The sequence below is a fragment of the Streptomyces sp. CA-142005 genome, from assembly GCF_050942335.1.
In the GTDB taxonomy this organism is placed as follows: Bacteria; Actinomycetota; Actinomycetes; order Streptomycetales; family Streptomycetaceae; genus Streptomyces.
This window is the reverse complement of record NZ_CP192078.1, coordinates 7,386,021-7,399,621: the sequence shown is the minus strand read 5'-3', so window position 1 is coordinate 7,399,621 and position 13,601 is coordinate 7,386,021. Positions and strand designations below refer to the sequence as shown.

Annotated in this window: 13 protein-coding genes and 1 pseudogene; 11 read left to right on the top strand and 3 right to left on the bottom strand. The window is 74.1% G+C overall.

Annotation, left to right across the window (positions count from 1 at the left end; translation table 11 throughout):
* Positions 1–8: 8 nt before the first annotated feature.
* From ACQPXS_RS34395 to ACQPXS_RS34360, 8 genes and pseudogenes are all read left to right on the top strand, one after another.
* Positions 9–725 (top strand): peptidyl-tRNA hydrolase, encoded by a 717-nt coding sequence (locus ACQPXS_RS34395; RefSeq protein WP_365329234.1) that lies wholly within the window; start codon positions 9–11, stop codon positions 723–725.
* An 8-nt stretch (positions 726–733) separates the two neighbouring features.
* Positions 734–1,372: a TetR/AcrR family transcriptional regulator gene (locus tag ACQPXS_RS34390; protein WP_433453286.1), complete on the top strand. Its 639-nt coding sequence runs from the start codon at positions 734–736 to the stop codon at positions 1,370–1,372.
* Between the two features lie 77 nt (positions 1,373–1,449).
* A complete protein-coding gene (locus ACQPXS_RS34385) occupies positions 1,450–2,058 on the top strand; it encodes a TIGR03086 family metal-binding protein (protein WP_433453284.1) in 609 nt (202 codons plus the stop codon).
* A 107-nt stretch (positions 2,059–2,165) separates the two neighbouring features.
* A complete protein-coding gene (locus tag ACQPXS_RS34380) occupies positions 2,166–3,485 on the top strand; it encodes a DUF692 domain-containing protein (RefSeq protein ID WP_433453283.1) in 1,320 nt (439 codons plus the stop codon).
* A 456-nt stretch (positions 3,486–3,941) separates the two neighbouring features.
* The gene (locus ACQPXS_RS34375) at positions 3,942–4,715 is read left to right on the top strand and encodes a DUF4142 domain-containing protein (RefSeq protein WP_433453282.1); all 774 of its coding nucleotides are present in this window, start codon (positions 3,942–3,944) and stop codon (positions 4,713–4,715) included.
* 106 nt (positions 4,716–4,821) lie between these two features.
* A complete protein-coding gene (locus ACQPXS_RS34370) occupies positions 4,822–5,601 on the top strand; it encodes a TIGR04222 domain-containing membrane protein (RefSeq protein WP_433453281.1) in 780 nt (259 codons plus the stop codon).
* Positions 5,602–5,771: 170 nt separating this feature from the next.
* Entirely contained in the window at positions 5,772–7,421 is a 1,650-nt protein-coding gene (locus ACQPXS_RS34365) for an alpha/beta hydrolase (RefSeq protein ID WP_433453279.1), read from the top strand.
* A gap of 12 nt (positions 7,422–7,433) precedes the next feature.
* Positions 7,434–7,607, top strand: a pseudogene (locus ACQPXS_RS34360) (alpha/beta hydrolase); the annotation flags it as partial.
* Between the two features lie 77 nt (positions 7,608–7,684).
* Here the strand turns inward: ACQPXS_RS34360 and hemQ are convergent.
* Together hemQ and hemG are read right to left on the bottom strand one after the other, a co-directional pair.
* Complete coding sequence (gene hemQ, locus ACQPXS_RS34355; RefSeq protein WP_351806698.1) at positions 7,685–8,416, bottom strand: hydrogen peroxide-dependent heme synthase; 732 nt, start codon at positions 8,414–8,416, stop codon at positions 7,685–7,687.
* Between the two features lie 5 nt (positions 8,417–8,421).
* Positions 8,422–9,876, bottom strand: a complete 1,455-nt coding sequence (gene hemG, locus ACQPXS_RS34350; RefSeq protein ID WP_433453278.1) for a protoporphyrinogen oxidase — start codon at positions 9,874–9,876, stop codon at positions 8,422–8,424.
* 138 nt (positions 9,877–10,014) lie between these two features.
* Between hemG and ACQPXS_RS34345 the strand changes: the two genes are divergently transcribed.
* Positions 10,015–10,986: a DUF4349 domain-containing protein gene (locus ACQPXS_RS34345; RefSeq protein ID WP_433453277.1), complete on the top strand. Its 972-nt coding sequence runs from the start codon at positions 10,015–10,017 to the stop codon at positions 10,984–10,986.
* Between the two features lie 27 nt (positions 10,987–11,013).
* Positions 11,014–12,408 (top strand): FAD-dependent oxidoreductase, encoded by a 1,395-nt coding sequence (locus ACQPXS_RS34340; protein ID WP_433453276.1) that lies wholly within the window; start codon positions 11,014–11,016, stop codon positions 12,406–12,408.
* A gap of 6 nt (positions 12,409–12,414) precedes the next feature.
* Here ACQPXS_RS34340 and ACQPXS_RS34335 read toward each other — a convergent pair whose 3' ends face one another.
* Positions 12,415–12,684 carry a hypothetical protein gene (locus tag ACQPXS_RS34335; protein ID WP_351806705.1) on the bottom strand — a complete coding sequence of 90 codons (270 nt, stop codon included), beginning with the start codon at positions 12,682–12,684 and terminating at the stop codon, positions 12,415–12,417.
* Positions 12,685–12,775: 91 nt separating this feature from the next.
* Between ACQPXS_RS34335 and ACQPXS_RS34330 the strand changes: the two genes are divergently transcribed.
* Entirely contained in the window at positions 12,776–13,600 is an 825-nt protein-coding gene (locus tag ACQPXS_RS34330) for a rhomboid family intramembrane serine protease (protein ID WP_433453275.1), read from the top strand.
* Position 13,601 lies beyond the last annotated feature (1 nt).

The following is a 13,601-nucleotide window of genomic DNA, read 5'->3' as shown; positions in this document are numbered from 1 at the left end:
TGGCTGGTGTGAGCCATGTTTCAGCCTCCCCCGGAGACAGTCCCTTCCAGGCCGAGCGCAATCCGCGCGACGAGGCGCCGCAGTTCGTGCTGCCCCTCGTCGTGCGGATCGAGAAGAGCGCGCCGCCGGCGCGCACCGACGCGCTGGAGACGGCCGCCCGGGCGGTACTGGTGCTGCTCGGGGACGAGCGGGCGCACGGGGACGGCGAGTGGGCCGATGCGGTGCGCAGCTGGGAGGACGCGCGGATCCGCAAGGTCGTGCGGCGGGCCAGGGGCGCCGAGTGGCGGCGGGCCGAGGCGCTGCCGGGGATCACGGTGACCGGCAAGTCCGCGCAGGTGCGGGTCTTCCCGCCGATCCCGCTCGACGGCTGGCCCAAGGACCTGGCCAAGCTCCAGGTGTCCGGCACCGAGCTGGACGACCCGGAGCCGCCCGTCGCCGCGGACGCGGCCCAGCCGGTGCTGTGGCTGAACCCCGGGCTGGAGATGTCGGCCGGGAAGGCGATGGCACAGGCCGGGCACGGTGCCCAGCTGGCCTGGTGGGCGCTGTCCGGCGCCGAGCGCGCCGCCTGGCGGGACGCGGGCTACGCACTGGCCGTCCGTACGGCCGACCCCGCCGACTGGGCACGGCTGGCCGGCGGCGGCCTGCCGATGGTGCGCGACGCCGGCTTCACGGAGATCGCGCCGGGCAGCTGCACGGTCGTCGCCGACCATCCGGCGCTGCGCTAGGAGGGCCGATGACACGGGTCGACGGGCGGGTCGAGCGGGGCAACCGCACCCGCCGGCTGGTGCTGCGCCGCACGGTGGACATCGCCTCGGTCGAGGGCCTGGAGGCGCTCACCGTCGGCCGTCTCGCCGCCGAGCTGGAGCTGAGCAAGAGCGGGGTGTTCGCGCTCTTCGGTTCCAAGCAGGAACTGCAGCTGGCCACCGTGCGGGAGGCGGCGCGGATCTTCACCGAGCGGGTGATACGGCCCGCCGCCGAGACCCCGGCCGGCGTCGGCCGGGTGTGGCGGCTGTGCGAGCTGTGGCTGGAGTACTCGCGCGGCCGGGTGTTCCCGGGCGGCTGCTTCTTCTACGGCGCCATGGCCGAGTTCGACGCGCGGACGGGGCCCGTGCACGACGCCGTGGTCCGTGCGCAGCGTGACTGGTCGGCCCATGTCGAGCGCACGATCGACGAGGCCCGTACGGCGGGTGAGCTGCGCGCCGACACCGATGGGGCGCAACTCGCCTTCGAGGTCGTGGCGTTGCTGGAGACGGCGAACGCGCTGTCGGTGCTGCACGACGAGGAGACCGCGTACCGCAGGGCTCGGGTGGCCCTGGCGCGGCGGCTGCGCGATGCGACCGTGGATGGTGCCCTGCTCCCCCAATTCCCTTGAAATGAGCCGGTGTCGGGAGAGAGAACGCACCTGCTAAAAAATAAGCACGCTCGTTCGGTTTGTTTTATGCTCGGGCCATGACTCTCACCGGAGCGGACTTCGTCGAACTCGACCGGATCGCCGTCCAGGAGGCCGTGCGCGTGGTGGACCTGGCCACGGACGCCGACTGGAGCCGGGACACCCCCTGCGCGGGCTGGACTCTGCGGCGGCTCGTCGCGCACATGACCGCACAGCATGTCGGGTTCGCCGCAGCGGCCCGCGGGGCGGGGCGGGAACCGGAGCACTGGCGGGAGCCGGAGGACATGAGCGAGCCCGCCCGAATCCACCGGTCGGCCGCGGCCTCGGTCCTGTCGGCCTTCGCCGAACCGGGCGCGGCCCAGCGGGAGTTCACGCTGCCCGAGCTGGGCGGCGGCTTCCCGGGCGGCCGGGCGATCAGCTTCCACTTCGTCGACTACGTCGTCCACGCCTGGGACGTCGCCGCCGCCCTCGGCACCAGGCCGGAACTCCCCGAGCACGTCCTCGTCGGCGCGCTCGCCGTGGCCCGTCGGGTGCCGGACGATCCCGGCCGGCGCGGCCCGGGCTTCGCCTTCGCCCCGGCGCTGAAGGTGCCCGAGGGCTCCGGCCCGTTGGAGGAGGCACTGCGTCTGCTGGGCCGCAGCCCCGAGCGGTGGCCGACCGGGGACTGAAGCTCAAATGTTGCTCTGAACACGGCACGGAGGAGGTTCGGGTCCGGCCGCCGGGGCCATACCCCCGTCATTCGACGGAGGGGTTCGCTCGACGGAGGGGAGGAGCCATGCGGCGACTGGGCACGGGGATCGGCTGGCGGCCGGAGATCGCGGACGCCGTGGAGCGCATGCCGGGCATCGACTGGGTGGAGGTCGTGGCGGAGAACGTCTGCCCCGGCCACCTTCCCGAGTCGCTGCTGCGGCTGCGCGAGCGCGGCGTGACCGTCATCCCGCACGGCGTCGCCCTCGGCCTCGGCGGCGCCGACCGCCCGGAGGAGGCGCGGCTGACGGCGCTGGCGGAGCGTGCGGAGGCCCTGGGTTCCCCCCTGGTCACCGAGCACATCGCGTTCGTCCGCGCGGGCGGGGTGCTCACCGCCTCCCCGCGTCTGGAGGCAGGGCACCTGCTGCCGGTGCCGCGCACCAGGGACGCCCTGGACGTGCTCTGCGAGAACGTGCGCATCGCGCAGGACGCGCTTCCCGTACCGCTGGCGCTGGAGAACATCGCCGCGCTGTTCTCCTGGCCGGGCGAGGAGCTGACCGAGGGGCAGTTCCTGTCCGAGCTGGTCGAGCGCACCGGCGTACGGCTGCTGATCGACGTGGCCAACCTGCACACCAACCACGTCAACCGGGGCGAGGACCCGGCCGGGGCGCTGGCCGCGCTGCCCGTGGAAGCGATCGCCTACGTCCATGTCGCGGGCGGCTTCGAGCGCGACGGCGTCTGGCACGACAGCCACGCCCACCCCGTGCCGCGCCCGGTGCTGGACATCCTGACCGGCCTCGCCTCCCGTACCGAGCCGCCCGGCGTCCTCCTGGAACGGGACGAGAACTTCCCCGAACCGGACGAGTTGGAGCGGGAGTTGGCGAAGATCCGGGACGCGGTGACGGCAGGGCGCGCGCGGGCCGAGGGGAGCACGGGGACCGGTGCCGTCGCCGGCTCCGCGGGCGGGGGTGTCGCCGTCCTGGCGCCGCCCACGGTCCGTGCGCGGGAGCGGCTCGCCGTCGCCCAGACCGCCGTACTGTCCTCGCTGGTGGCCGGGACGCCGGTGCCCGAGGGGTTCGACCGGGTGCGGATGGGGGTGCAGGCGCGGGCGCTCGCCTCGAAGCGGGCGGACGTGGTGGCGAAGGTTGCGCCCGAGCTGACGGTCATTCTCGGCGACGGGTACCGGGCGGCGTTCCTGGACTACGCCCGGGTGCGGCCGATGACGGGGGGCTATCGACGGGACGCCCTGGATTTCGCCGGGCACTTGCTGACAGCGGGACGGCCGGAGGAGCCGGGGTCTCGCCGACAGCTGCGTGAGTGGTGGCTGGACCGGGCGGGTCCGGCACCGAGGCCCGGCGGAGGACGGGTGGCCCGGGCAGCACGGAAGGTACTGCTGCGGAGGGCATGACGCGGCGACCGGTGCTGGTGCCGGCCGGGGCCGGCTCGCTCACCGGCGCCCGCCGGGCGCCGCTGCGCCCACCCGTCGTGGCTCCGCCTCCGCGTCCACCGGTGCCGCGTCGGTCGGTGCAGCCTCGGTGACGGCGGCGGCCGTCTTCCGCGTGCGGCGCGCCTTCGCCTCCGCAGCCTCCCCGGGCGCGGCCTCGGCCTGCGCCTCGCCCCAGCGGCAGACCGCCCGCGGACTACGACGGCGACGCGCGCCCCGTAAGGGGCGCGGGGCTGTATCGATGTGCCGCTCCGCCGCGTGGGCGCGACCGGCCACGACGCACCCGCAGTCGCCAACGCCGCATCCCCGACGGCACCCACGCGCACCCCGAGCCCGGCGGCAGCCGACCGCAGCCGAGTAATATGCCGCCCGCACCCCACCCCCCTGCACACTCGCGTGCGGTGCGCTACAGGAGGCGTCATGCGACCCCGACCCCCGGTCAAGGGCCGAGGCATATTCAGCGGCACAGGCCTCATCATCGCGGCCCTCGCGGCGACCGCGGCGGCGCTGCTCTACCCGCTCTGGTCGTACGCCGGCCGCCAGAGCCCGGCGGCCGGTGCGACCGTCCTGAGCACGCAGACCGTGACGACCCCCTACGGCCCCCTGTCCGCGCAGGACCGGGACTTCATCACCAAGGTCCGGCTGGCGGGGCTGTGGGAGCTGCCCGCCGGTGAGATGGCCGAGCGGAAGGGCACCACGGGGGCCGTACGCACGGCGGGGCAGCACCTGGTCGACGGGCACGCCTCGCTGGACGCCCATGTCCGCACCGTCGCCACCCAGCTCGGCGTCCCGCTGCCCAACGAGCCGAACAGGCAGCAGCGTCAGTGGCTCGGCACCCTGAAGGCGGCGCAGGGCCAGGACTTCGACCGCCAGTTCGCCGGCATCGTACGGCTCGCCCACGGCCGGGTGTTCGCACTGGTCGCCGCGGTCCGGGCCGGCACCCAGAACTCCCTGGTCCGCGATCTCGCCGACGACGCGAACGCGACCGTCCTGGATCACATCAAGGTCCTGGAGGCGACCGGCTACGTCGACTTCGCCGCGCTCGCGAAGGAGCTGGCCTCCTCGCCCACCCCCGTACCGACCCCGCCGGCCGTCGAACCCAGTGCCGCCGTGCCGGTCACCCCGTCGCCGGCCGAGTCGTACTCCCTGCCGCCCGCCACCACCAGCCCGCCGCCTGCGACCAACGGCTCCTGAAATCCCCGACCTGAGCGCGGAACGGAACGTCACAAACCGCTGACACTGTGTCCGGATGATGAACAGGGCATGGCGCTCACCCGGGCCTCTGACATAGAAACGCGTCATGTTCTGGGTCCTTCTCCTGCTCCTGGCCTGGGCTTTCGCCGGTACGGCGTGCACCCGGCTGTGCCTTGCGGCCGTTCGCGCGGCAGCCCTGGACGCGGATGCCACGACGGCGGACCACGAGCACGACCTGACGCTCTACGAGGCGGCCTTCCTCTCCGGCGGCCCGGCCCGGGTCGCCGATGTGACGATGGTGTCCATGGCCCGCCAGCGGCGCCTGCACCTCGCGCACACCGGCTGGGCCACGGTGGTGGACCCGCAAGGGCGTGACGAGATCGAGCAGTCCGTCATAGGAGCCATCGGCCCGGAGGGGCAGTCGCGCATCGCGCCCGCGCGGGCGCGTGCGGCCGGCGCCGAGGCGGTACGGCGGCTCGCCGACCGGCTGGTGCGGGCCGGTCTCGCCGTCCCCGACGGCTCCGGTGCGACCGTGGGCGCCGCCGTCCGCCAGGTGCGCGCCGCCGCGTCGGCCGCGGCGGTGCTCGGGACGGTCGCGCTGCTGCTGCCCGTCCAGACCGGGACGCCCCGGCTGCTGGTCGGACTGTGGTTCGCCCTGCCCCTCGTGCTGTCCCTGAGCTGCCTCGCCATCGCCCGGTTCGAGGTGCATCCCTACTCGCGCTGGGCCTCCCCGGCCGGGCAGCGGCTGCTGGGCGCGCTGGTGCGCAGGCCGGCCGGCGACGAGCGGTCCTTCCTCACCTCGGTCGCCGTACGCGGGATCCGCGCGATCGGCGAGCCGCAGCTGCGCGCCGCCTTCACCCACCGCGACCAGCCCTGGCGGGAGTGAGGGCGGCCCGAGGGTCCCGACAGGCTCTTCGAGGGGCGCATAGGGGGCATTGGCGCCGACACCGGCCGGGTGGTGCTTGCCTTCCCCGAGGGCCGAACGAAACATCCCTTGTGTTGTTGCCGGGCCGTGGCAGCCGTGCCATCGCCGTCGCCGCACCGAAGGGATACGCGATGAGAGCTGCCGCCCTGTACTCGGCCGCCGGATCCTTGCTCCTGACCACCCTGGCCGCCGCCCCGGCGGGCGGTGCGGCCCGCGTGGCAGGGGCGGCGGCCGTCCCCGGCGCGGCCGAGCTGCGCGGCACCGCGGTGGCCGCGGCCCGCGCCCGGGCGGCCGGTATCGACTTCGGCGCGTGCTCCGCCGCCGACGTACCGCAGGAGCCCGGCAGCGACGTGCGGTGCGGCACGGTGACCGTCCCGCTCGACTACGCCCACCCGGAAGGCCCGCAGATCCGCCTGACCGTCAGCCGGATCCCGGCGACGCAGAAGGATTCGCGCAACAGCAAGCGGAAGGTCCCCCGGCAGGGCGCCCTCGTCTACAACCCCGGCGGCCCCGGCGCGTCCGGCATGTACTTCCCGCTGATCGGCAAGCTCCCGCAGTGGCAGCGGATCGCCGCCGCCTACGACCTGGTCGGCTACGCCCCGCGCGGCGTGGGCCGTTCGGCGCCCCTGTCCTGCGAGGACCCCGAACGCTTCGTCAAGGCGCCCACCGCGTCGCCGGCCCACCCGACGGAGGCGTACAAGCGGCAGCGCATCGCCCAGGCCAAGGCGTACGCGCGCGGCTGCGCCCGGCGCTCCGGGAGCAGGCTGCGCTTCTACACCTCGCTGAACAACGCCCGGGACCTCGACGTGCTGCGGGCCGCGCTGGGCGAGGACCGGCTGACCTTCGTCGGAGCGTCGTACGGCACCTATTTCGGCGCGCTGTACGCCACCATGTTCCCCACGCACGTGCGGCGTATGGTGCTGGACTCGGCGGTGAACCCGGACCCGGCGAAGGTCTGGTACCGCAACAACCTCGACCAGTCTGCGGCGTTCGAGGACCGCTGGGCGGACTTCCGGGACTGGATCGCCCGCCACGACGACGTCTACAAGCTCGGGAACACCGCCGAGAAGGTGCAGCGCGCCTACGACACCGCGCGCGAGCGGCTGGCCCGGAAGGCGGCCGGCGGGAAGGTCGGTCCCGGGCAGCTGCAGAACGCGTTCCTCATGGCCGGGTACTACGACGACTTCTGGCCGAGCCGGGCCGAGGCGCTGTCGGCCTATCTGCACGGCGACCCGAAGCCGCTGGTCCGGCTGGCCGCGCCGAACGCGGAGACGGCCGCCGAGGCGGAGAACGGCAGCGCGGTCTACACGGCCGTGGAGTGCAACGACGCGCCCTGGCCGACGGACTGGAAGACGTGGGACCGCGACAACACCCGGCTGGCCCGGGCGGCACCGTTCGAGACCTGGGACAACGCCTGGATGAACCTGCCGTGCGCCTACTGGCCGGCGCCCCGCCGGCAGCCCCTGGACGTGCGGACCGGACCGGGTGAACTGCCGCCGGTGCTGATCCTGGCGGCCGAGCGGGACGCGGCGGCACCGTACCCGGGGGCGCTGGAGATGAACCGGCGGCTGGCCGGCTCGGTGCTGGTGACCGAGCGGGACGCCGGGACGCACGGGATCGGGGGCGGGCCCAACCAGTGCGTCAACGGCCACCTCGACGCATACCTGCTGGAGGGCCGCGTCCCGGCACGGCACGCGTCGTGCGCGCCGCACCGGCTGCCCCCGGCAGTGGGCCCGGCGAAAAAGTCCCCGCGAGGCTCCATGCGGGGCGGGCGACGCTAGAGGCCCTTCGTGGCGCTGGAGATGAACCGGCGGCTGGCCGGCTCGGTGCTGGTGACCGAGCGGGACGCCGGGACGCACGGGAGCGGGGGCGGGCCCAACCCGTGCGTCAACGGCCACCTCGACACACACCTGCTGGAGGGCCGCGTCCCGGCACGGCTCACGTCGTGCGCGCCGCACCGGCTGCCCCCGGCGGCGGGCCCGGCGAAAGAGTCCCCGCGAGGCTCCATGCGGGGCGAGCGACGCCAGAGGCCCTTCGGGGCGCCTCAGGCCAGGCCCGCCACCAGGTCCCCGATGTCCTTGCGGCGGCCCGTGAAGAACGGGACCTCCTCGCGGACGTGCATGCGGGCCTCGGAGCCGCGCAGGTGGCGCATGAGGTCGACGATGCGGTACAGCTCGTCGGCCTCGAAGGCCAGGATCCACTCGTAGTCGCCGAGAGAGAACGAGGCGACCGTGTTGGCGCGCACGTCCGGGTAGCCGCGGGCCATCTTGCCGTGGTCGGCGAGCATGCGGCGGCGGTCCTCGTCGGGCAGCAGGTACCAGTCGTAGGAGCGCACGAACGGGTAGACGCTGACGTAGTTGCGGGGCGTCTCGTCGGCGAGGAACGCCGGGATGTGCGAGCGGTTGAACTCGGCCGGGCGGTGCAGCGCCATGTTGGACCACACCGGCTCCAGCGCGCGGCCCAGCTTCGTGCGGCGGAAGAGGTTGTACGCCTCCTGGAGCTGGTCGCTGGTCTCCGCGTGCCACCAGATCATGAGGTCGGCGTCGGCGCGCAGGCCGGAGAGGTCGTAGGTGCCGCGGATCGTCACGTCCTTGGCGGCGAGCTGGTCGAACAGCTCCTGGACCTCGTCGGCGTAACCGGCGCGGTCCTCCGGCAGTACGTCCTTGAGCTTGAAGACCGACCAGAGGGTGTAGCGGATGACCTCGTTGAGGTCCTTGGCCAGCTTGCCCTTGTTCGGGATCCTGCCGGACTCGGTGGTGGGGGCGTCGTCACTCATGGTCCCTATTCTCCCGCTCCGCCGTGGAGGCTCTGCACCGGGTTGGCCGTAAGCTCCCGGATTCCGCTCAGGTCGCCGTCGAGCTGGTCGACGGCCGCGTACGCGCTCGCGATGCAGGCCGGGATGCCGACGCCGTCGTACTGCGCGCCGCACACCACGAGGCCCGGCAGCTTGGCGACGTGCTCGCGGATGCGGGCCACGCGCGCGTGATGCCCGACCGGGTACTGCGGCAGGCCGTCGGTCCAGCGGGTCACCCGGGTCCGCAGGGGTACGGCGTCCAGGCCGGTGGCCTCCCGCAGGTCGTGCCGGGACACCTCGACGAGGGCGGCGTCGTCCCGCTGGAGGATCTCCGTCTCGCCGTGCCGGCCCACGGAGGTGCGCAGCACGACCACGTCCGGGTCCTCCTCGGCGATCCAGCCCCACTTGTGGGAGGCGAACGTGGACGCCTTGATGGTGCGGCCGTCGACGGGGGGCACGAGGAAGCCGCTGCCCTCGGGGAGGTTCAGGCCCGGGCGGCGGTAGGCGAGGGTGACCAGCGCCATGGACGCGTACTCGACGGCGGCCAGCTCGGCGGCGGCCTCCGGGGACTCCGCGCGCAGCAGCCGCGCGGCGGCCGGGGCGGGTACGGCGACGATCACGGCGTCGGCGCGCAGGACCCGCTCACCGGCGGTGAGCCGCCAGCCGCCGGACGCCTCGCGGCGCAGCCCGGTGACCGGTGTGCCGGTCAGGATCTCGCCGCCGCGGGCCCGGACGGAGTCGGCGACCGCGAGCGGCAGGGTGCCGACTCCGCCCTCGATGCCCATGAAGACCGGCCCGGCCTGCTGGTTCGCCGCCGCCTGGGCCTGGATCTCGCGGACCGCCTCCGTGAGGGAGGTGTGGGTGCGGGCGGCCTGGAAGAGCTGCGGGACGGCCGAGCGCATCGAGATGCGGTACGCGTCGCCCGCGTACACGCCGCCGAGCAGCGGCTCGACCAGGCGGTCGACGACCTCGCGGCCGAGCCGCGCGGCCACGTACTCCCCCACGGCCACGTCGTCGCCGACCTCGGTGCGCGGCAGGTCGGCGTCGCGCTCGATGCGGGCCAAGCCCTCCTCGGAGAGCACGCCGGAGAGGGCGGCGGCGGTGCCGGGGACGCCCATCACATGGCCCTTGGGCATGGGGCGCAGGGCGCCGCGGGTCCAGATCGAGGCGGTCGCGGTGGCCGGCGGCTGGAGGCGCTCCGCCAGGCCCACCTCGCGTGCCAGGGTCACGGCCTCGGGGCGGCGGGCGAGCATCGACTCGGCGCCCAGGTCGACCCGCACGCCCGCGATCTCGCCGGGCAGCAGCTTGCCGCCGACCCGGTCCGCGGCCTCCAGCACGGTCACGCGCGTGCCGCGCCCGAGCAGCCGGTGGGCGGCGGCCAGCCCGGCGATACCGGCTCCGATGACGACGACATGCCCCGTACGCGTACCCGTTGCGCTCATGCCCCCACTCTCTCAGACCCCACCGACACCCCCGCCAGGGCCGGAGGTCCCCACGCGGGGGGCCGTCGTCCGAACGTTCCGGCACGTCCGGCCGTCGTAGGGACGTCACAGGCCGCAGAGCCCTCGGGGGTACCGCCCATGCGCACATCACGTTCCACTCGGCCCGCACGCCCCGCCAGGGCCCTGGCGGGGATCCTGCTCGCCGCCTCCCTCGCCCTCGCCGGATGCGGCGGGGCGGACGACACGGCCGGCGGTGGCTCGGCGAAGTCCGCGGCGGACGGCGCCGACGTGGCCGCCGGGCCCGGCGCGGCCGGCGGCGCCAAGCCGACGGCACCGAAGACACCGCGGCTCGCCCAGAACGCGGTCATCCGCACCGCGTCCCTCACCCTCCAGGTCAAGGACGTGCCCAAGGCCCTGGACCAGGCCCGCGCGACCGCCGAGGACGCGGGCGGCTACGTCGGCAAGGAGAGCACCGGCCGGGACGCCGACGGCCATGAGCACACCCGCGTCGTGCTGCGGGTGCCCGCCGCGCGGTACGACGCGGTGCTCGTCGGACTCCAGGGGACGGGCCGGCTGATCGACCGTACGGCGCAGGCGGAGGACGTCACCGACCAGGTCGTGGACGTGGACAGCCGCGTCAAGTCGCAGCGGGCCAGCGTGGACCGGATCCGCGCGCTGATGGACCGGGCGACGAAGCTGAGCGATGTCGTCGCGCTGGAGGGCGAGTTGAGCAGCCGTCAGGCCGACCTGGAGGCGCTGCTGGCCCGGCAGGCGTCCCTGAAGGACCGCACGAGCCTCGCCACCATCACGCTGTCGCTGTCCGAGACGCCGGTGCGGAAGGCGGCCGGTGACGGCTCCCCCGGCGTCGTGGACGCCCTGTCCGGCGGCTGGCACGTGTTCGTGACCATGCTGCGCTGGATCGTCCTCGCGCTCGGCGCCGCCCTGCCGTTCGCGGCGTGCGCGGCGCTGCTGACGCTGCTGTGGCTGCGGGTCGTACGGCCCCGGCTGCCGCGCCGGCGGGAGCCCGCGCCCGCGATGACCGCGCTGGGCCCCCTGCCGTCGGCCCGCCCGGCGCCGGAATCCTCCGAGGGACGGCCGGACCGGGACTGAAATGCCCGCGCCCCGTAGCGTGTTCCCATGAGCATGGGTGACGGACGAGGTGGGACGGAACGGCTGGTCGTGATCGGCGGCGACGCCGCGGGCATGTCCGCGGCGTCGCAGGCGCGCCGGCTGAAGGGGCCCGAGGAACTGGAGATCGTGGCCTTCGAACGCGGCCACTTCACCTCCTTCTCGGCGTGCGGCATCCCGTACTGGGTGGGCGGCGACGTGCCCGAACGCGACGCCCTGATCGCCCGGACCCCCGAGGAGCACCGGGCGCGAGGGATCGATCTGCGGCTGCGCACCGAGGTCACCGAGATCGACGTGGCCGGACAGCGGGTACGCGCGCGTGACGTCGATTCCGGCGCCGAGTACTGGACGTCGTACGACAAGCTCGTCATCGCGACCGGCGCGCGCCCGGTCCGCCCCGACCTGCCCGGCGCGAACGCCCCCGGGGTGCACGGCGTGCAGACCCTGGACGACGGCCAGGCGCTGCTGGAGACGCTGGCACGCACGCGTGGCCGCAGGGCCGTGGTCGTGGGCGCCGGCTACATCGGCGTGGAGATGGCGGAGGCGCTGATCAACCGCGGCTTCGAGGTGACGGTCGTCAACCGCGGCAAGGAGCCCATGTCGACGCTCGACGCGGACATGGGCCGGCTGGTGCACCGGGCCATGGAGGGCCTCGGCATCACCATGGTGAACGACGCCGAGGTCACCAAGATCCTCACCGGGGAGGACGGACGGGCCCGCGCGGTGGCCACCGAGGACGCCGAGTACCCGGCGGACGTGGTGGTCCTCGGTATCGGTGTCCGTCCGGAGACCGCTCTCGCCAGGGCCGCGGGGCTGCCCCTCGGCGCCCATGGCGGCCTGCTCACCGACCTCGCGATGCGGGTGCGCGGCCACGCGAACGTCTGGGCCGGCGGCGACTGCGTGGAGGTGCTGAACCTGGTCTCCGGCCAGGAGCAGTACATGCCCCTCGGCACCCACGCCAACAAGCACGGCCAGGTCATCGGCACCAACGCGGGCGGCGGTTACGCCACCTTCCCGGGCGTGGTCGGCACGGCGGTCAGCAAGGTCTGCGACCTGGAGATCGCCCGCACCGGCCTGCGCGAGAAGGACGCCGACCGGGTGGGCCTGCGGTACGAGACGGTCACCATCGAGTCCACCGGCCGCGCCGGTTACTACCCCGGCGCCTCCCCCATGACGGTCAAGATGCTCGCCGAACGCCGCACCGGCCGGCTGCTCGGCGTCCAGATCGTCGGCAGGGAGGGCGCGGCGAAACGGGTCGACATCGCCGCGGTGGCGCTGACCGCGCGGATGACGGCGGAGCAGATGACGGCCCTGGACCTGGGCTACGCCCCGCCTTTCTCCCCCGTGTGGGACCCGGTCCTGGTGGCGGCGCGAAAGGCGGCGGCGAAGGTGCGGGATTCCTAGGCGCGCCTAGGCCGTTCCGCTGATGCGCGGCAGTGCGGACACGGCCGCCGGCGGCTGCTCGCCGGCGGGCTTCGCGTGCGTGGCGGACGGCCGGGTGGACCGCAGCCGGTAGCTCACCGCCTCGTCGAGCGTCACCGGCCGCTGCATCTGGGAGGCGAGCCGGCCGGCCTCCTGGCCGAGCCGGGCCACGTCCTCCCAGGGGAGCCGCAGGACCAGAGAGATCTCCGCCTCGCCGTCGGGCAGAGCATGCATCGGAGGAGTGATTCGTTCGCTCATCGCCTGTCCTCACGTCGGTTGAAAGGAGATACGCACACGCACCCGGCGCCGTTCACCGATTCGCCCGCCGCATCCCGGGCAGTACTTCTGTGTGGTCATCCCCGTCCATGACGTGAACCCGGTGCGCCGCACCCCCTGGGTGACGTACGCCCTCATCGCCGCGAACGTCCTGGTGTTCGTCACCACGCCCGGCATAGCCGGTTCCGTGGCCGGCGGCAGCGACCTGGCGCAACTGTGCCATCTGCAAGCCTTCATGGATCACTACGCCGCCGTCCCACGGGAGCTGATCCACCATCAGGTGCCGCGGCTGGTCCCGACGGGACAGGTGGGCGTCGGGCCGCACGGCCCGGGCTGCGTGGTGGCCCCGCCCGGCTACGACAAGTCGCCGCCGCTGTCGGTCTTCACGGCGATGTTCCTGCACGGCAGCTGGCTGCACCTGCTCGGGAACATGCTCTTCCTGCTGATCTTCGGCAACAACGTCGAGGACCGGATGGGCCACATCCGCTTCTTCCTCTTCTACGTCGTCTGCGGATACGCGGCCGGATACGGTTTCGCGCTGCTCAACGCCACCTCCGGCGACCCGCTGATCGGCGCGTCCGGTGCGATCGCGGGGGTGCTCGGCGCCTACATCGTGCTGTGGCCGAGGGCGCGGGTGTGGGTCCTCGTGCCGTTCCTGGTCTTCCTGCCGCTGAGGCTGCCCGCCTGGCTGGTGCTGGGCTTCTGGTTCGTGCTGCAGGCGGTGTACTCGTCCGGGCACGGCGTGTCCGGGGCGGGCACGGTGGCGTACGCGGCGCACGTGGTCGGATTCCTCGCGGGCATGCTGCTGGCCTGGCCCCTCAAGCCCGGCACGCCGCCCCCGCCGGAGCCGCGCGGCCTGCTGTTCGGCAGGCGGGCGCGGCCCCGTTACACGTGGTGAG

Bases quoted from the DNA above. Each gene is read 5' to 3' on its own strand.
- ACQPXS_RS34390 (WP_433453286.1), top strand. From the start codon at position 734: ATGACACGGGTCGACGGGCGGGTCGAGCGGGGCAACCGCACCCGCCGG.
- ACQPXS_RS34385 (WP_433453284.1), top strand. From the start codon at position 1,450: ATGACTCTCACCGGAGCGGACTTCGTCGAACTCGACCGGATCGCCGTC.
- ACQPXS_RS34380 (WP_433453283.1), top strand. From the start codon at position 2,166: ATGCGGCGACTGGGCACGGGGATCGGCTGGCGGCCGGAGATCGCGGAC.
- ACQPXS_RS34375 (WP_433453282.1), top strand. From the start codon at position 3,942: ATGCGACCCCGACCCCCGGTCAAGGGCCGAGGCATATTCAGCGGCACA.
- ACQPXS_RS34370 (WP_433453281.1), top strand. From the start codon at position 4,822: ATGTTCTGGGTCCTTCTCCTGCTCCTGGCCTGGGCTTTCGCCGGTACG.
- ACQPXS_RS34365 (WP_433453279.1), top strand. From the start codon at position 5,772: ATGAGAGCTGCCGCCCTGTACTCGGCCGCCGGATCCTTGCTCCTGACC.
- hemQ (WP_351806698.1), bottom strand. From the start codon at position 8,416: ATGAGTGACGACGCCCCCACCACCGAGTCCGGCAGGATCCCGAACAAG.
- hemG (WP_433453278.1), bottom strand. From the start codon at position 9,876: ATGAGCGCAACGGGTACGCGTACGGGGCATGTCGTCGTCATCGGAGCC.
- ACQPXS_RS34345 (WP_433453277.1), top strand. From the start codon at position 10,015: ATGCGCACATCACGTTCCACTCGGCCCGCACGCCCCGCCAGGGCCCTG.
- ACQPXS_RS34340 (WP_433453276.1), top strand. From the start codon at position 11,014: ATGAGCATGGGTGACGGACGAGGTGGGACGGAACGGCTGGTCGTGATC.
- ACQPXS_RS34335 (WP_351806705.1), bottom strand. From the start codon at position 12,684: ATGAGCGAACGAATCACTCCTCCGATGCATGCTCTGCCCGACGGCGAG.